Genomic DNA, 21,199 nt, shown 5'->3' with positions numbered 1-21,199 from the left:
ACAGGTGAGCAGACGAACTGCTCTGAAGGCCGTCGGGATGGGCGTGGCGGCGCTCGCGGTGGGTGCCGGCCCGGGCGCGGGCGTCGCCACCGCGGCTCGCGACCGCCTCAGCGCCGACGACCTGCGCACCGCGCTCGGCGGGAAGGTGCTGTTCCCGGGCGATCCGGACTACGACGCCGAACGCGCCGGGTTCAACACCCTGTTCCAGCAGAGCCCGAACGCCATCGTGCTCGCGCAGACGCCGCAGGACGTCGCGACGGCGGTGCGCATCGGCGGCGGCACCGGCTGGCCGATCGCGGTGCAGGCGACCGGACACGGCATCTGTGTCCCCGCCGACGGTGCCCTGCTGATCAACATGCGGGAGATGAACGGGGTCGCCGTCGACACGGCCGCGCGGACCGCGCGGATATCCGGCGGCGCCCGGTGGAGCGACGTACTCGCCGTCGCCGCCCCGGCGGGCCTGCTCCCGCCGGTCGGTTCCACCTCGGACGTCGGGGCCACCGGCTACGCGACGGGCGGCGGGGTGCCGGTCCTCGGCCGAACCTATGGATTCGCCTCCGACCGGGTGCGCAGCATCGAACTGGTCACCCCGGACGGGCGGCTGCGGTGCCTGACCCCGCAGCGGGAGTCCGACCTGTTCTGGGCGGTGCGCGGCGGAGGCAGCAATTTCGGCGCCGTCACCTCCTTCGAGATCGATCTGCTGCCGGCCGCGACGGTGTACGGCGGCGGCCTGGTGTTCCCCGCGGCGGCGTCCGCGCAGGCGTACCGGGGCTACGTCGAGTGGACGAAGACCGCCTCGGACCGGATCACCTCCGTGGCCTCGTTCATCCGCACACCGACCAGCCAGGTGCTGCGGATCGAGGTCGTCTACGTCGGCTCCGCGACCGACGGCGCCGCGGAGATCGCCCCGTTGCGGGCCCTCAACCCGGTCTCGGACTCGGTCACCGACGTCCCGATCGCCCAGATGGACACCATCTTCAACGTCCCGACCAAGCCGACCGCGAACCTCGTGGAGAGCGGTCTCATCGGCACCCTGGACGCCGCCGGCGTCGAGGTCGTGCTGAACGCGGTGGGCTTCGGCGCCACCCTTCCGTCGGGCGTGGCCGAGATCCGGCACATGGGCGGCGCGTTCTCGCGGCCTCCAGCGGCGCCGAGCGCGATCGGGAACCGGGACGCGCAGTACCTGGTGTTCCTGAGCAACACGGTGCCCCAGCCGGATGCGGCCGGCTCGATCGAGCAGGCGCAGCAGACGATCCTCACGAACCTGGCTCCGGTGCTCACCGGCCGCACGGTCCCGACCTTCCTCGGCACCGTGGACACCTCCGTGGCAGCGGTGCGCAGCGCCTACACCGACAGCGACTGGAACCGGCTGCTGAGCCTCAAGCACACCTACGACCCGGCGAACCGGTTCCGCATCAACCACAACATCCGCTGAGCCACCGCCCGCCGGACTCAGCGGGCGGTCTTCGCCCTGGCGTCGCCCCTGACCCCGTCGAGCGCCAGCTCGAGGTGGCGGCGCCAGCCGGCGCTGCCCGCGGGGCGGAAGTACATGGTGGACATCACGCCGCGGGTGAGCAGCGGGAAGTCGGCGTAGGTGAGGTCGCTGCGGACGGCCCCGGCGGCGACGGCGCGGTCGATGATGCGGGTGACGATCTCGGCGAACTCGGCCTTCTGCTGCTCCAGGCCTTCCCACTCGATGTCGCCCGCGCCCATGAGCGCCAGCTGGAAACTGGCGTCGCCGTCGGCGGCCTCCAGGTAGCTGCGCAGGACCGTCTCGAACGCTTCACCGGGGTCGGTGACCTGCTCGGCGGCACGGGCCAGGTCGGCCATCCCCTCGTAACGCTCCCGGACCATCGCGGTGAGCAGCGCCTGCTTGCTCGGGAAGTGGCGGTAGAGGGTGCCCATGCCCAGGCCGCAGTGGGCGGCGATCTCCTCCATCTGGGCCTCGCGACCGCGTTGGGCGAAGAGCTCCCGCGCGGAGGCCATGATGCGCGCACGGTTGCGACGGGCGTCCGCGCGCAGCGGTCGTTCGGTTTCAGACATCGCTCGGCAATCGCGTCGGGGTCGATTGACAACCGGAACCTTAATTCACTATCGTCGAGCCCACAAGACGGAAGTGGAGTTCCGCTTCCTGTTATTGCCGGCCCCGCCTGGAGGTCCTCATGCTCGTCATCACCGCCCCCACCGGCCAGATCGGCCGTCAGGTCCTGGAGAAAGTGCTGGAAGGCGACCGGCCCATCCGTGTCATCGCCCGCGATCCCGGGAAGCTCCCGGCGCATGTGCGCGAGCGCGTGGAGGTCGTGCAGGGAACGCACTCCGACCCCGCCGTGGTGAACGAGGCGTTCGCCGGGGCCGACACCGTCTTCTGGCTCGTGCCCCCGAACGTGCGGGCCGAGAGCGTCGACGGCCACATCCTGGACTTCACCCGGCCGGCCTGTGAGGCCATCAGGAGCCAGGGCGTCAAGCGCGTCGTCGGCATCTCGACCCTGGGCCGCGGCGTGGCGAAGAACGCCGGCCAGGTGTCGGCGGCGCTCGCCATGGACGAACTGATCGAGAGCACCGGCGTCGCCTACCGCGCCCTGCGGATGCCGGGCTTCATGGAGAACATGCTCCTGCAGGCGGGAGCCATCAAGCACCGGGGCATGTTCTTCATGACCATCTCCCCCGACCACAAGCTCCCGACCTGCGCCACGCGCGACATCGCCACCGTCGCGGCCCGGCTGCTGCTCGACGACTCCTGGACCGGACAGGCCGGCGTCCCGGTGCTCGGCCCCGAGGACCTGTCGCCCAACGACATGGCGCAGATCATGTCCGAGGTGCTGGACCGGCCGATCCGCTTCCAGCAGGTCCCGAGCGAGGGCTACCTGGCCTCGCTGACGCAGAACGGGATCAGTCCGGCCTGGGCCCAGGGCCTGGTCGACATGGCGACCGAGGTCGAGGAGCGCGACATCTACCGTGTCGAGCCGCGCACCCCGGAAGCCAGCACCCCCACCACGTTCCGCCAGTGGTGCGAGGAGGTCCTCAAGCCGGCCGTCCTTTCCTGAACCACGCACCTCCACCGCCGTGGGGGCGTTCGACCGGGTCGCACCGGTCGAACGCCCCCACGGCGTCTTCGTGTCGGATCAGTCGTAGCTGACGTGCCGCGAGCGGGTCAGGAACTCACCGTCGGCCTCCACGAGCACGTCGTGCATGACACAGCTGACGAACATGGGCTCCTGCTGCGGCCGGACCTTGACGACCAGGCAGTAGGCGGTCGAGCGCAGGGCGCCGTCCTCCAGCGGCCGCAGGTCGATCATGTTGACGTGGTGCCGCCGCTGCATCGGGTCGTCCTCGAACCGCCGGTGAAAGTCCGTCAGGTCCGCGATGATGCCGTCCCGGGTCCGGGCCGGCGGACGTCCGGGGGTGTGCGCGAATTCGGCGTCCTCGGTGAAGGTGCCGGCGTAGCCGGAGATGTCACGCCCGTCCAGCAGCTGCATCTGCGCCGCGTAGAACTGCTGAACACGGGGATACATGGTGCCCAGATCGAGCCGGGCGGGAACTGTGGTCATGGCACTCTCCCAGGTTTCTGGCGACAGCGCGCAAGTTTCCGGCACGCCCCTCGAACTTCGGTCGAGCGCCGCGCTGCACCGCGGACTTGCGCGGACGGCCGCTCAGTGTGCCTTGAGGGAGCTTCTAGGTGCCCTGGTTACGTTGATCGCGTCGATGACAAATCTCCTCGTTCGCCGCCCGATCACCACGACGGCATCGGCAAAAGCGGCGACCACGACAACAGCAGGGGGATGTGGATGACCACGGCCGAACGCACACAGCCGGTTGCCCTTGTCACTGGTGCCACCCGCGGAATCGGCTTGGAAATCGCCAGGATGCTGGCCGGGCGCGATATCGCGGTATTTCTCTGTTCCCGCAACCACGACGACGTGGCGGCGACGGTGAAGGAAATGCAGCAGCAGGGACACACCGTCGACGGACACGGCTGCGACGTGAGGTCTGCGGCGCAGATCCATGAGCTGGTGCGGCGGGCCGTCGACCGTTTCGGCCCCCTCGACATCCTGGTGAACAACGCCGGCCGCCCGGGGGGCGGACAGACCGCGGAGATCTCCGACGAGCTGTGGTGCGAGGTCATCGACACCAACCTCACCAGCGTCTTCAGGATGACCAAGGAAGCCCTCACCACCGGCGGCATGCTCGGTCTCGGCCACGGCCGGATCATCAACATCGCCTCGACCGGCGGCAAGCAGGGCGTCGTCCACGCCGCCCCGTACTCCGCCTCCAAACACGGGGTGGTCGGCTTCACCAAGGCGCTGGGGCTCGAACTCGCCAAGACCGGGATCACCGTGAACGCGGTCTGCCCGGGTTTCGTCGAGACGCCGATGGCCGAGCAGGTGCGCGAGCACTACGCCGGGATCTGGGGGGTCGACGAGACCGAGGTCCACGCCCGCATCACGGCACGCGTGCCGATCGGCCGCTATGTGGAACCGAGTGAGGTGGCGGCCATGGTCGAGTACCTGATCGGCCCCGGTGCGGCCGCCGTCACCGCTCAGGCGCTCAACGTCTGCGGCGGGCTCGGCAACTACTGAGATCCTCGCCTTCACGAAGGGTGGCTTCCGCTATGCCGCGCACAGCGCCGTCGCCGGCCCGTACCTCGGGCTCGCTGATGTCGGAGTGCATCTACTATCTTCCGCGCCTGATGTTCCTGAACTCGCGGTACGCGCCGCAGACGCACTGGGGGGACATCGCAACGGTACTGCGCGATTTCCCCGAGGAAAGCAGCGACGTGGGATCGCCGCGCTTCTGGGACGAGTGGCAGAGCCGCTGGATCGCCCATGGCGAGCGGTACGGCGAACTGGCCCGGAACTCGTCCACCACCGCCGGACGCATCCGGGCGGAGCGCAGTGCGGCGGTCTGCTACCACTGGGCCGAGTTCATGGACTTCGGCGACCGGCAGCGCAAACTCCGGCTGCGCTCGCAGGTGCGCGAGCACTTTCTGCGCAGCCTGAAGGGCAGTGAACTCCCGGTCGGACAAGGCGAGTTGACCGTCACAACCGGCACCGCCGAAACCCCGTGCCGGGTGCCGTACTGGCTCGTCCTGCCGCCGTCGCCGCGCGCGGGATCGCAGCCGGTTCCCTGCGTCATCATGTCCAACGGCCTGGACTCGATGACCGAGGTAGAGGTGCTGGCGCTCGCCGAGTCCTACCTCGAACGCGGCATCGCGGCGCTGCTGTTCGACGGACCCGGCCAGGGCATCCACGTCGGGCAGGTCCCGCTGCTCGTCGAGATGGAATCGGTCGTGGCGGAACTGGTGGCGGTGCTGCGGCGGGACCCGCGAATCGCCGACGACCGGCTGGCCTTTTTCGGCATCAGTTTCGGCGGGTACTTCACACTGCGCATGGCCCAGCACCTGGGCTCGCTCTTCACCTGCCTGGTGAACCTCTCGGGCGGCCCGCGCATCGCGCCTTTCGACGGACTTCCCCGCCGCTTGAAGGACGATTTCCGTTTCGTCTTCGCCTGTGGCGAACCGGTGGACATGCAAGCGCGTTTCGACGCGTTGGAGATAGACCTCACCGTGCCCGCCGGCGCCCCGGTGCTGAGCGTCCACGGCGACAGGGACGACATATTCCCGGTGACGGCTCTGAAGGAGCTGGACCGGGCCTGGGGAGGAAAGCACCGGCTCGTGGTGCACGAGAACGAGGCTCATATCTGCCCCAATCTGGTCAACCTGTGGAGCATCGACGCGGCCGACTGGGTGGCCGATCAGCTCCGGCCGGCCTAGTCATCCAAGGGACACGCATTGTTGCCGGAACAAGGCACCGCAGAAGAAGGAACAGCAGTCCACGGCACAGCACCGGACGACATCTCCGAGGAACGCCTCGTCGGTTCCTGGCGCCTGGTCTCCCACTTCTTTCTCGCCGAGGACGGCTCCACCCGCCCCGGCCCGTGCGGCGAGCACGCCGAAGGCCTGCTGATCTACGACGGCCACGGGTACATGTCGGCCGCGCTGATGCGCACCGGCCGCCCGGTCGCCGACGGCCCGGGGACGCCGGTCGCATACATGGGCTACTCGGGGCGCTGGCGGGTGGCGGGCGACCGGGTGATCCACGAGGTCCTGGTCGGCTCGCATCCCCGCATCGTCGGCACCGAGCAGGTCCGGGAGGCCCGGCTGGACAACGGCCGGCTGACCCTGCGCGAACGCCTCGGTGGAGCGCCGCGCTCCCTCGTCCTGCAGTGGCGACGCGCCGACCCCACACCTACCGAGAAGAAAGTCACGCAGATGAACGGCATCGACATGGCAGGTGGTGCTTCGTGAACCGCCGGGTGGTCATTACCGGAATGGGCGTCCGGGCGCCCGGCGGGCTGGGCAGGGACTCCTTCTGGAAGCTGCTGTCCGACGGGCGTACGGCGACCCGCCGGATCTCCTTCTTCGACCCCTCGCCGTACCGGTCGCAGGTCGCGGCGGAGGTGGACTTCGATGCCGCGGCCGAGGGCCTGAGCCCGCGCGAGATCCGGCGGATGGACCGGGCGACCCAGTTCGCGGTGGTCTGCGCCCGCGAGGCGGTGGCCGACAGCGGAATCGACCTGGAGGCGGTGGCACCGCACCGGGTCGGGGTGAGCCTGGGCAGCGCCGTCGCCGCGGCGACCAGCCTGGAGCAGGAGTACCTGGTGCTGTCGGACTCCGGCAGGCAGTGGGTGATGTCGCCGGAGCACCTGTCCCCGCACATGTTCGACTACATGATCCCCAGCATCATGCCGGCCGAGATCGCCTGGGCGGTGGGTGCGGAGGGGCCGGTCGCGATGGTGTCCAACGGCTGCACCTCGGGGCTCGACTCCGTCGGACACGCCGTCTCGCTGATCCGTGAGGGCAGTGCCGACATCATGGTCGCGGGCGCCGCGGACACCCCGATCACGCCGATCGTGGTGGCCAGTTTCGACGCCATCAAGGCCACCACGACGTACAACGACGACCCGGAACACGCCTCCCGGCCCTTCGACGGCACCCGCAACGGCTTCGTACTGGCCGAGGGTGCGGCCATGTTCGTCCTGGAGGAGCTGACGGCCGCCCGGCGCCGGGGCGCGCGCGTCTACGCCGAGGTGGGCGGCTACGCCACCCGCTGCAACGCCTACCACATGACCGGCCTCAAGCCCGACGGCCGGGAGATGACCGAGGCGATCCGCGCGGCGCTCGACCAGGCCAGGCTGGACCCCTCGGACGTGGACTACGTCAACGCACACGGCTCGGGCACCAAGCAGAACGACCGCCACGAGACCGCGGCGTTCAAGCGGAGCCTCGGCGAGCACGCCTACCGCACACCGGTCAGCTCGATCAAGTCGATGGTCGGGCACTCGCTGGGCGCCATCGGCTCGGTGGAGATCGCCGCGTCCCTGCTGGCCATCGAGCGCCAGGTCGTACCGCCGACCGCGAATCACCAGGTCAGGGACCCCGAATGCGATCTGGACTATGTGCCGGTGGTGGCGCGGGAGCACCGCACCGACACGGTGCTGACCGTCGGCAGCGGCTTCGGCGGCTTCCAGAGCGCGATGGTCCTCACCCGGCCGAAGCAGGTGGCCGCATGAGCGTGATCACCGGGCTGGGTGTGGTGGCACCCAACGGTGTCGGCGTCAAGGAGTTCTGGGCGGCGACGCTGACGGGCCGCAGCGGCATCGGCGAGCTGGACCGGTTCGACACCTCCGGGCAATCCGCGCGGCTGGCCGCCCTGGTGCGCGACATCGACCCGGCGGAGCACCTGCCCGGCAGGCTCTTGCCGCAGACCGACGTGTCGACCCGGCTCGCCCTCGTCGCCGCCCAGAGTGCCATCGAGGACGCGGATCTGGACACCGCCGCGATGACCGACTACGACATGGGCGTCGTCACGGCCAATGCCTCCGGCGGATTCGAGTTCACCCACCGGGAGTTCCGGAAGCTGTGGTCGCAGGGCTCGCAGCATGTCAGCGCCTATGAGTCCTTCGCCTGGTTCTACGCGGTGAACACCGGCCAGATCTCCATCCGGCACGGGATGCGTGGCCCGAGCTGCGCGCTGGTGGCCGAACAGGCCGGCGGGCTGGATGCGCTCGGCCAGGCACGGCGCAGCATCCGCGCGGGCGTGCCGCTCATGGTGACCGGCGGTGTGGACTCCGCCTTCGACCCCTGGGGCTGGGTCTCCCATCTGTCCAGCGGGCGGGTCAGCGCCGACCCCGACCCGGACACCGCCTACCGGCCCTTCGACACCGGGGCGAGCGGTTACGTCCCCGGTGAGGGTGGCGCCCTCTGCATCCTGGAGGACGCCCGGTCGGCGGACGACCGGGGCGCCCGTGTGTACGGCGAACTCGCCGGGTACGCCGCCACGTTCGACCCCGCCCCGGACTCCGGGCGGCCGCCCGGGCTGCGGCGCGCCGCCGAACTCGCCCTGGCCGACGCCGGGATCGCCGCCGGCGAGGTCGACGTGGTCTTCGCCGACGCCGCGGGAGTGCCCGAGCTGGACCGGTCCGAGGCCGAGGCCCTGCGCGAGGTCTTCGGGGTGCGCGGTGTCCCGGTGACGGCGCCCAAGGCGCTCACCGGCCGGCTGTTCTCCGGCGGCGGGGTGCTGGACGTCGTGTCCGCCCTGATGAGCATCCAGGACCAGGTGATACCGCCGACCTTCGGCACCGGCACGGTACCCGCCGAGTACGGCATCGACGTCGTCCTCGGCGAACCCCGTGAAGCGCGGGTCAGCACCGCGCTCGTACTCGCCCGAGGCCGCTGGGGGTTCAACGCGGCCGTTGTCATCCGCAGTTCACCGAACGGGAGTTGACCATGAGCAGGACCATGAGCATCGAGGAGCTGCGCGGCATCCTGATCGCCTGCGCGGGCGGCGACGACGGGGACGCGCCGCGCGAGGACTTCGCGGATCTCGCCTTCGACGACCTCGGATACGACTCGCTGGCGCTCATCGAGACGGCGGCCCGGCTCAAGCTGGACCACGGCGTGGTCATCCCGGACGACCTGATCACCGAGGTCGGGACCCCGGCGGAGCTGCTGAAGCTGATCAACGACCGGATAGCGGCCTAGCCATGCAGGTCTCGATGACACACACCCGCCTGGTGGCGGCGCCGGCGGACGACATCTACCGCGTCGTCGCCGATGTGACCCTGTGGCCGGTGGTCTTCGGACCGACCGTGCATGTCCGGCACGCCCACCGGAGCGAGCGCGAGGAGCGATTCCAGCTGTGGGCGGTGGTCGGCGGGGAGGTGCACAGCTGGGTGTCCCGGCGGGAACTCGACCCGGTCGCCCGGCGGATCACCTTCCGCCAGGAACGCACTCATCCACCGATCACCGCCATGGCCGGAGCATGGTCGTTCCAGCCGCTGCCGGACGGCAGGACCGAGGTGCGTCTCGACCACACGTTCTCGGTGGCCGACGAGGAGGCCATGGCCGGCATCCGCGCCGCGGTGGACCGCAACAGCATGGAGGAACTGGCCGCGCTGGGCCGGATCACCGAACTCGGCCACCCCGTGGACCAGGTGATCGACACCTTCTCCGACACGGTCGTGGTGGACGGGTCGCTCGAAGACGTCTACGCGTTCGTCCACCGGAGCGACCTGTGGCCCGAGCGGCTGCCGCATGTCGCCCGGGTGGACCTGTCCGAGGACGCGGCGGGGATCCAGCACATGGAGATGGACACCGTCACAGCGGACGGTACGGCACACACCACTCGCTCGATACGGGTGTGCACGGCGCCCTCGCTGATCTCCTACAAGCAGCTCCTGCCGCCGCGCATGCTGCTCGGCCACAGCGGACGCTGGACGTTCACCCCCGTCGACCGCGGTGTCGAGGTGACGGCCACGCACACGGTGGCCATCGATCCCGAGGCCGCCCGCGAGGTGCTGGGCCACGACTCCACACTGGCGCAGGCGCGCAGCCATCTGCGTGCCGCGCTCGGCGGCAACGGGCGGGCGACCCTGGCCATGGCCGGCAAGTTCGCCGGCGAGAGCCTTCACTGACGAAACCGGGGGAACGTGTGAGTGCTCATCAGCTGGAGTCGACGACGACGGTCGTGCTCGCAGACATCGCGGTGATCCTTCTCGTCGGCTCACTGCTGATGAAGGTCGCCAAGTGGGTACGTCAGCCGCCTGTGGTGGCCGAACTGCTGGCGGGTGTCGCCCTCGGCCCCAGCCTGCTGGGGCTGCTGCCCGGGCACCTGAGCACACGTCTGTTCCCGGTGGACGCACGCCCGTTCCTGTCCGTGGTCTCGCAGCTCGGGATCCTGCTGTTCATGTTCCTGATCGGCTGGGAGTTCAACCGGGACATCCTGCGCGGGCGGCTGCGGACGACGATCGTGTCGGTGTCCCTGTCCTCCATGGCGGTGCCGTTCCTCGGCGGAGCCGCCCTGGCGCTGGCCCTGTACGGGCGGCACGACCACGTCGGGAGCCACCACGTGGGGCGGGCCGCCTTCGTCCTCTACCTCGGTACGGCGATCTCCATCACCGCCTTCCCGGTGCTGGCCCGCTTTCTGGTCGACACCAGGATGAGCGGCACGCGGGTCGGCGAGCTGGCCCTGGCCAGTGCGGCGGCCTGTGACGCCCTGTCCTGGTTGCTGCTCGCCGTGGTGGTGGCGATCGTGCAGGTGACCGGGCCCGGGGCGCTGCTGAAGATGGCCGGCCAACTGCTCCTCTACGCCCTCGCCATGGGGCTGCTGGTGCGCCCCGCGCTGCGCGTGCTCGTCAGGCGGTGGGGCCAGGAGGGCGGCGGGCGCCTGACACTTCTGGCCCCGATCGGCGCGGGAGTGTTCCTGTCGGCCGCCGCCACCTCGTGGATGGGCATCCACGCCGTCTTCGGCGCCTTCGTCTTCGGCTGTGTCATGCCGCGCGAGCCCGTGGAACCGCTCACCCGGCAGGTGCGCGTGCCGATGGAGCAGGTCAGCCTGCTGCTGCTCCCGGTGTTCTTCATCCAGGTCGGGCTCTCGGTGAACGTCCGCTCGCTCGGCGCCGCCGACCTGGCCGAATGCGCCGCGGTCACCGCGGTCGCCTGCGCGGGCAAGCTCCTGGGAGCGAGCGTTCCGGGCCGGCTGAGCGGCCTGGAGTGGCGGGACGCCGGCACGCTCGGGGTGCTGATGAACATGCGGGGGCTCACCGAGCTGATCGTGATCAACGTGGGCGTCAGCATGGGCGTCCTCGACGGCCGCATGTACACGGTCATGGTTCTCATGGCGCTGGTGACCACGGCGGCGGCCGGCGTGTTCATCCGCTACCGCCCGCCGGAGACCGGATGGACCTGGCCGCGCGAGGACGTCTCGCTGCGGCTCACCGAAGCCGGCCGAGCCGACTGAGTACCACCTGAGGCCGCGAACGCGGTCCCTCCACGGTGAGTCGAGCGGCGCCGAGCCGCCCCGACCACAGCTTCTCTGTCCACGTGCCCAACAGCGGGAGGACCCATGCCAGACCAGCGCAACCGCGACGTCGTGATCCTGGGGGGCGGGCTCGCCGGCCTCACGCTCGCGATCCAGCTCAAGAACGCGCGCCCGGAAACGGACGTCGTCGTGCTCGACAAGCGCAAGGGACTCGCGCCGGAGGCGGCGTTCAAGGTCGGTGAGTCGACCGTCCCCACCGGCGCGCACTACTTCGCCGAGGTCATCGGCATGAAGGAGCACCTGGAGAAGTTCCATCTGCAGAAGAACGGGCTGCGCTTCTTCCAGCCGTCGGGTGACAACAGCGACCTGACGCACCGGATCGAGCTGGGGTCGCTGGACTTCCCGGTGCACGTCAACTACCAGATCGACCGCGGCCGTTTCGAGAACGAGCTGACCCGGGTGGCGCTCGCGCTGGGCGTCGACCTGCGGCAGGGCTGCGATGTGCGGGGCGTGGAGCTGCGGCCGGAGTCCGAGCACCGCGTCGGCTTCGCCCAGGACGGCGAGGAGCGCGAGCTGCGGTCCCGATGGCTGGTCGACGCCGCGGGCCGGGCCGGGGTCATCAAGCGCCACCTCGGCATCGGCCGCGAGGTCGCCCACACCATCAACGCGTCCTGGTTCCGCCTCGCCGGCGGCATCGACCTCGAGCAGTGGGGGGCGGACAACCCGGCCTGGCTGTCCCGGATGCGCCGGGCGAACATACGTCAGTTCAGCACGAACCACCTCATGGGGGACGGCTACTGGGTCTGGCTGATCCCGCTGGGCTCGGACCACATCAGCATCGGCATCTGCGCCGATCCGCGCCTGCACCCGTACGAGGCGATCAACGACTTCGGCCGGGCGCTCGACTGGCTGCGCCGCCACGAACCGCAGCTGGCCGAGGCCGTGGCCAAACGCGTGGACGACGTGGCGGACTTCCTGAGCGTACGGGACTTCGCCTTCGGGGTGGAGCGCGTCTACTCCCCCGACCGATGGAGCCTGGTCGGCGAGGCCGGTGCCTTCGCCGACGCCTTCTACTCCCCCGGCTCCGACATGATCGGCTACGGCAACTCCGCCACCACGGACCTGATCACCAGGGACCTCGCCGGCGAGGACATCGCCGAACGGCTGGAGTTCTACAACGACTTCCACCTGAAGACCTTCGCCTATGTGCTGTCCAAGGTGGAGGACCACTATCCGGCCTTCGGCAATCCGGCCGTGATGGTGCCGAAGCTGAGCTGGGACAGGATGCTGAACCACTACGGCGTGGTCCTGCTGTTCGTCCAGAACCGGTTCCTCGACTACGAGTTCCTCAAGAGCGTGAGCGGGGACATCGAGAAGCTCTACGCGCTCAACGAGCGGGTGCAGCAGATCTTCCGGGACTGGAACCTGCTGGAGCGGGTGCGGCCGACGGGTCCGGCGAAGGCCCACAACACGGCGAAGGCGGTCCGCGAGAGCGCCACGGCACTCATCCAGGACTACACCGACGAGGAGCTGAGGTCGGCCCTCGCGCGCAATGTCGCGGTGACCGAGGCCATGACCGTGGGCATCTTCCACCGGGCCGCCCGCAACCTCGCCGAGCGCCCGGACCCCGGGGTGCCGGTCAATCCGTACGCCGTCAGCCTGCGGCCCGGCGACTGGCAGGCCGACGGGCTGTTCGGCGGCGACGTGCTGCTGACGCTCGCCGAGGCCGACGAGATCGCGGAGGGGTTGCAGGGCCTGCTGGCCGACCCGCTGCTCGCGGACGCCTCCTGATCGCCCCGGGCTGACCCGGGCCGTACCGACATACGAAGGAGCCGGTGGCCGGGCGGGATTTCCCGCCCGGCCGCCGGCTCTTGTGTGTTCACAGGGTGTAGGGGTTCTTGCGGCGGGCGTCCGCCAGCGCGCGTGCCCACCACGACAGCTGGTTCAGCATCACCTTGGCCGCGGTGCGCGTGCCCGCCACGTCCTCGGGCCGTCCGTCGGCGTCGAAGCGGTCCCGGGGGCCGTGGAAGCTCATTCCGTCCCGCAGTGAGACCGCGTGGAGTTCCGCGAACACCTGCCGCAGCTGCTCGGCGGCACGGATGCCGCCGGAGCGTCCGCCGTAGGACACGAACGTCACCGGCTTCGCCTGCCACTGCTTGTGGTTCCAGTCGATGACGATCTTCAGCAGGGCGGGGAAGCTGTGGTTGTACTCGGGTGTGACGATGACGAAGGCGTCCGCGTCATCGAGCCGTCCCCGCAGTCGCTGCACGCGCTCCTCGACGTCGGGAGCGGGCGCGAGGGTGGGAACGGGAGGCAGTTCCCACTCCGCGAGGTCGATCCGGTCCAGATCGAAACCGCTCACATCGGATGCCGTCTCGCAGAGCCAGTCCGCGATCATGGCACCCGTACGGCTCGATGACGAGCAGGCCACCAGCATCGCCAGACGGAATTCCTTCGCCATCTTCTCTTCCCGTGACGTCGGTGGAACAGCGGATGTCATGCCTATCCAGTGTCACCAAAGGGCTCGAAAGCCGCTCAAGACGCACTGCTCGGCGACCTCGAGTCCCGGATATGGCCAGGAATTTCCGTGATGGCGCGCCGGTGGGAAATGACGCTATCGACTGGCAATGATCTCGTGGTGGAGTTTCTGCGCCTCGGACGAGGGCTCAAGGCCCAGCTCGTCGTCCAGAATGCGACGCAGCTGGTGATACACGGTGAGTGCCTCACCGCGCCGTCCGGAACGGTGCAATGCCTGCATGAGCCGAACGTGAAACGGCTCGTGCAGATGATGGGTGGCCACCAGTGAACGGAGTTCACCGACGATTTCCCGGTGCCGGTTGTTCGCCATGTCCGCCTCGATGCGCAGGGACACGGCCTCCAGCCGCTGTTCCTCCAGATACGCGGAGAGCCCGCTCAAGGAAGGGCCATGAACGATGTCGGCCGGCAACGGCCCGCGCCACACTGTCAGGGCTTCCCGCAGGAGTCCCGCCGCGCATCCGGCCCGCCCTTGGTCCAGAGCGTTCCGGCCGCTGTCCACCAGCCCCTGGAATTCGAAGACGTCGACGTTCTCGCGGGGCACGGCCAGCAGGTATCCGCCGGGCCGGGTGATCAGGACGGACGTCTCCTGTGCAGCAGGAAAGTTGCCGCAGAAGAGCTTGCGCAACTGGTAGACGTAGGTCTGCACGATGGTCTTCACCGTGCGCGGCGGGCCATAGGGCCACAGCTCGTCGATGAGCTGTTCCGTGCTCACCATCGCGTTCGCGTTCACGGCGAGCATCGCCAGTACTTGTCGGAGTTTGATTGCGGTCACCTGGAAAGGCGATTCGCTCGCCTCTCGCCCTGATTCGGATTGATAGTTGATCTCGAGGGGTCCGAGTAATTTGATCCGTAAACGATCGCCGATCATCTATGATCTCCCCGTTCGGCATGCTGCCCACTCAGCCACCGACGCTACCCGACCACGTGCTCCATTGAAACCCGCCGCCCGGCGCGTCGCATGTGCGAGACTACAAGGTTCGTGCCGGAATTGTCCGTTCCCATTTTCCGGAACGAAGTCATCCCTCCCGAGTAAAGGATATTTTACCACCGCATTGCGTGTACTTTGCAGCCTTCTCACGGATATCCATCAGGTGGCCGGAATGATCAATTCCAGAAGCGGCTTTGAGCGATAGTCGAGCGGCCGCTGCAAGAGTCCCGCACATGCGCCTTTTCACCGGTGAACCGCAACTGAAAGCGATTTCCGCGGGAGTACACGCCTTTCTGCAGCCCGATGGCGGCTGGTGTCTGAACAACGCTGGTCTGATCGTCTCCGAGGGCGGCTGTGTGCTCGTCGACACGGCGGCCACCGTGGCACGGGCCAGGCTGCTGCGCGCGCACGCGCTGGAGGTCGCCGGCGCTCCGCCGAGGCTGATCGTCAGCACCCATGCGCACGGCGACCACACCTTCGGGAACGTCGTCTTCCCCGAGGCGCTCGTGATGGGGCACGAGGAGACCCGAAAGGAGGCCGAGCGGACCGGTCTGCATCTCACCGGTCTGTGGCCGCACGTCGACTGGGGCGACGTGGAGGTGGTGCTGCCGCAGCTGACCTTCGGCGGACCGGTGACGCTGCGGCTCGGTGCCCACGAAGCCGAACTGCATTCCTTCGGCCCCGCCCACAGCGGTTGCGACACTGCCGTCTGGCTGCCCCGCGAGCGCGTGCTGTTCGCCGGCGACCTGGTGATGTCGGGTGTGACTCCGTTCGTTCTCACCGGATCCGTACGCGGGCTCCGGTCCGCCGTGACGGCCCTGCGGAAGCTGGACCCGGTGACCGTCGTACCGGGGCACGGCCCGGTCGGCGGGCCGGAGTTGCTGGACGCGACGGAGCGCTATCTGGACTGGCTGGCCGAACTCGCCCGGGCCGGCCTCGCCCGGGGACTGCCCCCGCTGGAGGCCGCGCGGCAGGCGGACCTGGGGCCGTTCGGCGATCTGCTCGACAGCGAGCGGCTCGCACCGAACCTGCACCGGGCCTACGACGAACTGCGCGACGACGCCGGGCACACTCCGGCCGGGGTGGACCAGCTGTTCGCGGAGATGGTGGACCTGCACGGCGGCCTTCCGCAGTGCCACGCCTGACCCCCGCCGAGCGCGGGAGCGGCCCTCTTGGCGCACCGAAGGCCCGTATCCGCTCTGCGGATACGGGCCTTCGCCGGTGACCATGGACATCCGTCCTGGTCGGGACGACAGGATTTGAACCTGCGACCCCTTGACCCCCAGTCAAGTGCGCTACCAAGCTGCGCCACGTCCCGGTGCGGTCTCACCCGGGGCGTCCCGTGTGATCACGCAGGTCAACCCTACCGCACCTGAGCGGGTGCTCGTGTCGCCGCCGACGTGGCGGTGGCCGTCGTACCGCTCTGGCGGCGGGCCGGGACGAGGAGGGCGGCGCCGGTCGCCGCCAGGCAGAGGAGGGCGAGCAGGGCCCAGCCGTGGGTGTAGCCGGAGGCGTAGGGCAGGCCCGAGGGCTGGAGGCTTCCGGTGACGAGGACGCTGGTGAGCGCGGCGCCGATGGAGCCGCCGATGGTGCGGATGTTGGCGTTCATGCCGGTCGCGGCGCCGGTCTGCTCGGGCGGGACGCTGCCCACGATGAGGTTGGCCATGGAGGCGAAGGCCAGTCCGATGCCGAGGCCGAACAGCCCGGCCACGACGGCGACCTGCCACTGGGCGTCGTGCCAGAGGGTGAGGAAGCCGCAGGCCAGCGCGCCGAGGGCGGCACCCGCGGTCAGGAGCGCCTTGGCGCCGACGCGGGGCTCGAGGCGACCCGAGAGGACGCCGGAGAGGAACATCGCCAGCAGCATCGGGAGCATGAGGAGGCCGGAGGCGGTGACGCTCGCCCCGAAGCCGTAGCCGGCCGTGGACGGGGTCTGGACGAAGCCCGGCAGGAAGGACCAGATGGCGTACATGCCCGCGCCGAAGAGCAGGGCGGCGGCGTTGGTGGTCCACACCGCCGGCAGCCGCATCACGCGCAGGTCGATCAGCGGGGTGCGGGAGCGGGCCTCGGTCGTGAGCCACAGGGCGAACAGCACGACGGCGGCGGCGAACAGGCCGAGCACCTTGGGCGAGCCCCAGCCCCACCGCCCGGCCTGGCTCAGCGGCAGCAGCAGGGCCACCAGCCATGCGGAGAGCAGTGTGGCGCCGTACCAACTGACTTTCCCCTGGGCCCGCTTGGGCGACTCGGGGACGTACGCCACGGCGATCAGGACCGTCGCGGCGACGATCGCCACGGGGATCCAGAAGAGCCAGCGGTAGTCGAGTGCGGAGACGATCGGTCCGGCGGCCACGATGCCGACTCCGCCGCCTGCGGCGATGACCGCGGAGAGGTTGCTGATGCTGCCGCTCACCTCACCCGGCGCGAACTCGTCGCGGATGATGCCGAAGGACAGCGGGAACAAGGCGCCGCCGACGCCCTGGACGACCCGGGCGACGATGAGGACACCGATGTTAGGGGCGAGCGCGGCGACGAGACAGCCGGCCAGGACAGCGAGCAGGACGCCGACGAGCGTGCGCTTCTTGCCGACGAGGTCGCCGACCCGGCCGAGGATCGGGGTGAAGACCGAGGCGGACAGCAGATAGGCGGTCATCACCCAGGTCGCGGTCGACTGGGAGGTGTGCAGGGCGTGCTGGACGGTCGGCAGGGCCGGTGCGATCAGCGACTGGAGCATGGAGAACACGCCTGCACCGGTCGCGAGGACCGCGAAGGTGAGACGAGTGGACTTGCGGGGCATGAGCGAGCCTCTCCGAGGGGGAGCGCTGTGGATGGGAGAAGGGGGGCATGTGCTGCCGGGCACGTCTGCCAAGGCGGAGTCGGCCCCCGCACTGCTAAAGTGGAGGTGCCCCTCCACTCTAGCGGAGGCACACCTCCGGTTCAACCTGAAGCGGATGCATTCCTCCGGTTCATCGATTCCCCTGGGAGGCAGCAGTGACGGCCACGCCGTTCCCCATCGGCGAGATCGTGGCGGCCCGCCGGCCGCACCGAAAGGACGCCGCCCGCAACTACGACGCCCTGCTCGCCGCCGCCCGCGAGGCGTTCGCCGAGCACGGCTCGGACGCCTCGCTGGAGGACATCGCCCGCCGGGCGGGCGTCGGCATCGGCACGCTGTACCGGAACTTCCCCACCCGCCGAGACCTCTTCGAGAGCGTCTACGCCGACGAGGTCAACGCCCTGTGCCGGGCGGCCGAGGACGTCGCCGACCTGCAGCCGTGGGAGGCCCTGACGGCGTGGCTGGACCGGTTCGCCGGCTACATGGTCACCAAGCGCGCGGTGCGCGAGGCGCTGAACGACGAGTCGGAGATCTTCCAGACCTGCCGCGACTCGATGTACGCCGCCGGAGGCCCACTGCTGGAGCGCGCCCAGCGCGCGGGCGTGGCCCGGCCGGACATGGACTTCGTCGACCTGCTGCGGATGGTCGCCGGCATCACGGCCACGGCCTTCGACGACGACGCCCAGCGCGACCGGGTGCTCGCCATCGCGCTTGACGGAGTGCGGACCGGCCGCTGAGACCGGCGGTCCGGCGGCGGCGAGCCGCTCAGCGGGCCGGCGCCCCTGGATCGCCGCCTACTTGATCAGCGCGTTGGCCACCACCACGATCATGCCGAGCAGCGCGTCCCCGGCCCCTATGAGGACCGCCGTCGGCCAACCCCGGGCCGACCAGCGGGCGGTGATGAGGCCGAGGCCGAACAGGATCAGGATGTTGAGCACGAACGCCGCGTACTCGACGCCCTTCGCCGGCCACCAGCGCCAGTACGCGCCCGCCAGCAGGAAGACCGTGGGCAGCACGGCCACCACCAGCGGCCACTCCTCCCACATCGAGCGCAGCACGTCCCAGCGGCGGTGCGGGGCGCGCTCGGCGATGCAGTGGGCGTAGCCGTGGGCGAGGGCGGAGGCCAGCGCGGTCACCAGCACCCAGGCGGCGTCATAGCCACGGACCTTCGCCGACGTGTGCCCGTACCGGGTGAGCGCCGCCACCATCGCGCTGGCGAGGACGGCGCCGTACACGCCGCCGAACAGGACGGCCTCGCGGGTGCCGTGCTGCCGGGGCGGTGCCGGGCCGGCCGACGGGGACTCAGCCATGCCTCCCACGATCACCCGTGCCACGCCGCTCCGCCAGTCCGCACGGACCGACGAACCGTCCTCCCAGCAGCCCCGATACCCCACACACTGTCGACTACGGCACCGCACGGGCGCTGGCTAGGCTCGCCGCATGACGCACAGCTTCGCGCTCCACATCCCGGACGCCGACCTCGAACCCGAGCCCCTCGACCCGGAACAGATCGTCTCCGGCGACCCCGAGGTCACCGGGAAGGTGGTCTGGGAGTCGCCGGACGGCCGGCAGATCCGCGGGATCTGGCAGATCACGCCGGGGGTGGTCACCGACACGGAGGCGGACGAACTGTTCGTCGTGATCAGCGGTTCGGCGACGATCGAGGTCCAGGACGGGCCGACGCTGTCGGTGGGCCCGGGCGACATGGCGGTGCTGCGCGCGGGCGACCGTACGACGTGGACCGTGCACGAGACGCTGCGCAAGGCTTACGCGATCAACCTGTGAGACCGCGCGCGGTCGGGCTGGCGCAGTTTCCCGCGCCCCTGTGGGGCGCGGCAGCTCAGGGCGCTGATCTGCTCAGCTCCTTCACGCCCGCCGTCAGCGCGTCGGTCACCGGCCCCGGCGGGACGTCGGTGCTCCCGCTCGTGCGGGCCGTCAGCGGCAGTTCCACCTGGACCCCGCCCAGGCGGCTGAGATTGACCGGGTTCCTGGGATGCACGCCGCGCAGGGCGGGCGGGATCGCCGCCAGGTCGGTGACGACCGGGAACCGCGGGACCCCGGCGGCGAGCGCCTCGGCGAGGACGTGGGCCGCGGCCCGGTTGCCGCCGCCCAGGAAGATCGTGTGCGGTGCGTCGGGGCGCATGTGGCCGTGCAGGGAGACCGTGACGAGGACCCGCTCCAGGAACTCCCGCAGGAGTGCGCAGTGGTCGGCCGCCATGCGCGCGGACGGGACGTGCACGGGCCGCCGTACTCCCGGCTGGGTGAAGACGAGGCTGGTGGCGCCGCAGCGGCGGGCCACCAGGTCCGCGAGTTCGGCCGTACCCCCTTCGTTGCTGCCGTGCAGGGCCAGCAGCCCGATCGCGCTGCCCGGCACGAGGGTCGCGACCATGGGTGTGCCCTCGATCTCCACGTGCTCGGTGCGGGTCAACCGGATCGCCCCCTTCACTCGGCCGTCGGCGCGGGCATGTTGTACGGCGTGACGACCTGGATCGCGGACGGCAGCGCCGGGCCGGCCGGGGGCAGCGCGCCGTGCGCCCGCATCACGAGGTGGCAGGCCTCCCGCATGTCCTGGCGCAGGTCGTGGTGGAGCACGGCGGACAGCTTGTGCTCGCGCAGCAGCCGGGTGTTGTCGTGGTCGAGGTCGTGGGCGATGAACACCGCGCAGGCGCGGCCGAGGTCGGCGAAGGCGCGCAGGGTGGCGTCGTTGCCGCCGCCGATGGAGTACACGGCCCGGATCTCCGGGTCGCGCTCCAGGGCGGCGCGGACCAGGTCGTACTGGGTGGCGTCCAGGCCCTGTCCCTCGGCGATCTCCACCAGGGTGCGTTCGGGATGCCGGGCCCGCATCACGCTCCGGAACCCCATCTCGCGCTCCTCCTCGTTGCGGAAGAAGCCGCTGCTCAGACTGGTGAGGACATGGCCGGGCCGGTCGCCGAGCCACTGGCCCGTCAGATAGGCGGCGGTGGCGCCGGCGGCCCGGTTGTCGCTGCCGACATAGCCGATCCGGCCGCTGGCGGGCAGGTCGGTGACCAGGGTGACGACCGGTATGCCGGCCGCGGTGAGCCGACCCACGGCGGCGGTGACCTCGGGGACGTCCGGCGCCTTGAGGATCACGCCCTGGGAGCCGCGCCGGGCGATCCGGTCCAGCGTCCTGACCTGCTCGGCGGCCGGGCCGGTCTCCCGGAAGTGGAAGCGTGAGCGCACCACGGCCGGGTGCAGGGAGGGCAGTTCGGCCTCCAGCGCGGCCCGTACGGCGGTGCTGAACCGTTCCGGCGCCTGCACCACGATGTCGACCATGAAGGTGCGGCCGACCAGCCGCACCTGGGTGCGCTGCCGGTCGAGGTCGGCGATGGCCCGGTGCACCTCCTGCGCGGTGCTCTCGCGCACCCCTCCCCTGCCGTTGAGCACACGGTCCACCGTGGCCTCGCTCAGACCCGCCTGACGTGCGATCTCCCGGATCGGGAAGGGGTGACCCATGGGCCGACTCCTTGAGGGGTTTTTGATGGCTGGCTGCTGGTTGTTCGAGGGGTTTGTCATGACAAGAATGACAGGGCCGCGTCGTCGCCGTGACCGAAAGCCGTGATCGAAGGG

General features: G+C 70.1%; 22 protein-coding genes and 1 tRNA gene. 14 read left to right on the top strand and 9 right to left on the bottom strand.

The window, feature by feature from the left end:
* Window positions 1-4 precede the first annotated feature (4 nt).
* On the top strand, window positions 5-1,435 hold the full coding sequence (locus ACQPXS_RS39600) for an FAD-binding oxidoreductase (protein ID WP_433454315.1): 1,431 nt from the start codon (window positions 5-7) through the stop codon (window positions 1,433-1,435).
* Window positions 1,436-1,452: 17 nt separating this feature from the next.
* Here the strand turns inward: ACQPXS_RS39600 and ACQPXS_RS39595 are convergent, their stop codons facing one another.
* A complete protein-coding gene (locus ACQPXS_RS39595; protein ID WP_433454314.1) occupies window positions 1,453-2,043 on the bottom strand; it encodes a TetR/AcrR family transcriptional regulator in 591 nt (196 codons plus the stop codon).
* A 119-nt stretch (window positions 2,044-2,162) separates the two neighbouring features.
* Between ACQPXS_RS39595 and ACQPXS_RS39590 the strand changes: the two genes are divergently transcribed.
* The gene (locus ACQPXS_RS39590) at window positions 2,163-3,044 is read left to right on the top strand and encodes an NAD(P)H-binding protein (RefSeq protein WP_433454313.1); all 882 of its coding nucleotides are present in this window, start codon (window positions 2,163-2,165) and stop codon (window positions 3,042-3,044) included.
* Window positions 3,045-3,122: 78 nt separating this feature from the next.
* Here the strand turns inward: ACQPXS_RS39590 and ACQPXS_RS39585 are convergent, their stop codons facing one another.
* Window positions 3,123-3,548, bottom strand: a complete 426-nt coding sequence (locus tag ACQPXS_RS39585) for a nuclear transport factor 2 family protein (RefSeq protein ID WP_433454312.1) — start codon at window positions 3,546-3,548, stop codon at window positions 3,123-3,125.
* 237 nt (window positions 3,549-3,785) lie between these two features.
* Here ACQPXS_RS39585 and ACQPXS_RS39580 point away from each other — a divergent pair, with 237 nt between their 5' ends.
* From ACQPXS_RS39580 to ACQPXS_RS39540, 9 genes are all read left to right on the top strand, one after another.
* The gene (locus ACQPXS_RS39580) at window positions 3,786-4,577 is read left to right on the top strand and encodes an SDR family NAD(P)-dependent oxidoreductase (protein WP_433454311.1); all 792 of its coding nucleotides are present in this window, start codon (window positions 3,786-3,788) and stop codon (window positions 4,575-4,577) included.
* A 32-nt stretch (window positions 4,578-4,609) separates the two neighbouring features.
* On the top strand, window positions 4,610-5,770 hold the full coding sequence (locus ACQPXS_RS39575; protein WP_433454310.1) for an alpha/beta hydrolase family protein: 1,161 nt from the start codon (window positions 4,610-4,612) through the stop codon (window positions 5,768-5,770).
* A 21-nt stretch (window positions 5,771-5,791) separates the two neighbouring features.
* The gene (locus ACQPXS_RS39570) at window positions 5,792-6,304 is read left to right on the top strand and encodes a lipocalin-like domain-containing protein (RefSeq protein WP_433454309.1); all 513 of its coding nucleotides are present in this window, start codon (window positions 5,792-5,794) and stop codon (window positions 6,302-6,304) included.
* Window positions 6,301-7,569 (top strand): beta-ketoacyl-[acyl-carrier-protein] synthase family protein, encoded by a 1,269-nt coding sequence (locus tag ACQPXS_RS39565; RefSeq protein WP_433454308.1) that lies wholly within the window; start codon window positions 6,301-6,303, stop codon window positions 7,567-7,569. The genes ACQPXS_RS39570 and ACQPXS_RS39565 overlap by 4 nt, the downstream gene beginning before the upstream one ends.
* The gene (locus ACQPXS_RS39560; protein WP_433454307.1) at window positions 7,566-8,783 is read left to right on the top strand and encodes a ketosynthase chain-length factor; all 1,218 of its coding nucleotides are present in this window, start codon (window positions 7,566-7,568) and stop codon (window positions 8,781-8,783) included. The genes ACQPXS_RS39565 and ACQPXS_RS39560 overlap by 4 nt, the downstream gene beginning before the upstream one ends.
* A gap of 2 nt (window positions 8,784-8,785) precedes the next feature.
* Complete coding sequence (locus ACQPXS_RS39555) at window positions 8,786-9,040, top strand: acyl carrier protein (protein ID WP_365322697.1); 255 nt, start codon at window positions 8,786-8,788, stop codon at window positions 9,038-9,040.
* A 14-nt stretch (window positions 9,041-9,054) separates the two neighbouring features.
* Window positions 9,055-9,972 carry an aromatase/cyclase gene (locus ACQPXS_RS39550; RefSeq protein ID WP_433454306.1) on the top strand — a complete coding sequence of 306 codons (918 nt, stop codon included), beginning with the start codon at window positions 9,055-9,057 and terminating at the stop codon, window positions 9,970-9,972.
* Between the two features lie 17 nt (window positions 9,973-9,989).
* A complete protein-coding gene (locus tag ACQPXS_RS39545; protein ID WP_433454305.1) occupies window positions 9,990-11,297 on the top strand; it encodes a cation:proton antiporter domain-containing protein in 1,308 nt (435 codons plus the stop codon).
* Between the two features lie 105 nt (window positions 11,298-11,402).
* Window positions 11,403-13,109: an NAD(P)/FAD-dependent oxidoreductase gene (locus ACQPXS_RS39540; protein WP_433454304.1), complete on the top strand. Its 1,707-nt coding sequence runs from the start codon at window positions 11,403-11,405 to the stop codon at window positions 13,107-13,109.
* An 88-nt stretch (window positions 13,110-13,197) separates the two neighbouring features.
* Here the strand turns inward: ACQPXS_RS39540 and ACQPXS_RS39535 are convergent, their stop codons facing one another.
* Together ACQPXS_RS39535 and ACQPXS_RS39530 are read right to left on the bottom strand one after the other, a co-directional pair.
* A complete protein-coding gene (locus ACQPXS_RS39535; protein WP_433454302.1) occupies window positions 13,198-13,779 on the bottom strand; it encodes an NADPH-dependent FMN reductase in 582 nt (193 codons plus the stop codon).
* 153 nt (window positions 13,780-13,932) lie between these two features.
* Window positions 13,933-14,724: an AfsR/SARP family transcriptional regulator gene (locus tag ACQPXS_RS39530; RefSeq protein WP_433454301.1), complete on the bottom strand. Its 792-nt coding sequence runs from the start codon at window positions 14,722-14,724 to the stop codon at window positions 13,933-13,935.
* A 293-nt stretch (window positions 14,725-15,017) separates the two neighbouring features.
* Here ACQPXS_RS39530 and ACQPXS_RS39525 point away from each other — a divergent pair, with 293 nt between their 5' ends.
* Window positions 15,018-15,929 carry an MBL fold metallo-hydrolase gene (locus tag ACQPXS_RS39525; protein WP_433454299.1) on the top strand — a complete coding sequence of 304 codons (912 nt, stop codon included), beginning with the start codon at window positions 15,018-15,020 and terminating at the stop codon, window positions 15,927-15,929.
* 96 nt (window positions 15,930-16,025) lie between these two features.
* On the opposite strand, the gene ACQPXS_RS39520 is transcribed toward ACQPXS_RS39525, so the two are convergent.
* Both ACQPXS_RS39520 and ACQPXS_RS39515 read right to left on the bottom strand, forming a co-directional pair.
* Window positions 16,026-16,102: transfer RNA gene (locus ACQPXS_RS39520), tRNA-Pro, on the bottom strand.
* Between the two features lie 45 nt (window positions 16,103-16,147).
* Window positions 16,148-17,575, bottom strand: a complete 1,428-nt coding sequence (locus ACQPXS_RS39515) for an MFS transporter (protein ID WP_433454297.1) — start codon at window positions 17,573-17,575, stop codon at window positions 16,148-16,150.
* A 194-nt stretch (window positions 17,576-17,769) separates the two neighbouring features.
* Between ACQPXS_RS39515 and ACQPXS_RS39510 the strand changes: the two genes are divergently transcribed.
* Entirely contained in the window at window positions 17,770-18,348 is a 579-nt protein-coding gene (locus ACQPXS_RS39510) for a TetR/AcrR family transcriptional regulator (RefSeq protein WP_351808074.1), read from the top strand.
* A 57-nt stretch (window positions 18,349-18,405) separates the two neighbouring features.
* Here the strand turns inward: ACQPXS_RS39510 and ACQPXS_RS39505 are convergent, their stop codons facing one another.
* On the bottom strand, window positions 18,406-18,921 hold the full coding sequence (locus ACQPXS_RS39505) for a hypothetical protein (protein ID WP_433454295.1): 516 nt from the start codon (window positions 18,919-18,921) through the stop codon (window positions 18,406-18,408).
* 130 nt (window positions 18,922-19,051) lie between these two features.
* Between ACQPXS_RS39505 and ACQPXS_RS39500 the strand changes: the two genes are divergently transcribed.
* The gene (locus ACQPXS_RS39500; RefSeq protein WP_433454293.1) at window positions 19,052-19,396 is read left to right on the top strand and encodes a cupin domain-containing protein; all 345 of its coding nucleotides are present in this window, start codon (window positions 19,052-19,054) and stop codon (window positions 19,394-19,396) included.
* Between the two features lie 55 nt (window positions 19,397-19,451).
* Here the strand turns inward: ACQPXS_RS39500 and ACQPXS_RS39495 are convergent, their stop codons facing one another.
* The gene (locus ACQPXS_RS39495) at window positions 19,452-20,039 is read right to left on the bottom strand and encodes a poly-gamma-glutamate hydrolase family protein (protein WP_433454291.1); all 588 of its coding nucleotides are present in this window, start codon (window positions 20,037-20,039) and stop codon (window positions 19,452-19,454) included.
* Between the two features lie 14 nt (window positions 20,040-20,053).
* Entirely contained in the window at window positions 20,054-21,085 is a 1,032-nt protein-coding gene (locus tag ACQPXS_RS39490; protein WP_356316273.1) for a LacI family DNA-binding transcriptional regulator, read from the bottom strand.
* Window positions 21,086-21,199: the final 114 nt, after the last annotated feature.

Origin of the sequence: Streptomyces sp. CA-142005 (genome assembly GCF_050942335.1) — a bacterium.
In the GTDB taxonomy this organism is placed as follows: Bacteria; Actinomycetota; Actinomycetes; order Streptomycetales; family Streptomycetaceae; genus Streptomyces.
The sequence above is the reverse complement of the archived record's forward strand: the minus strand, read 5'-3'. Positions and strand labels throughout refer to the sequence as shown.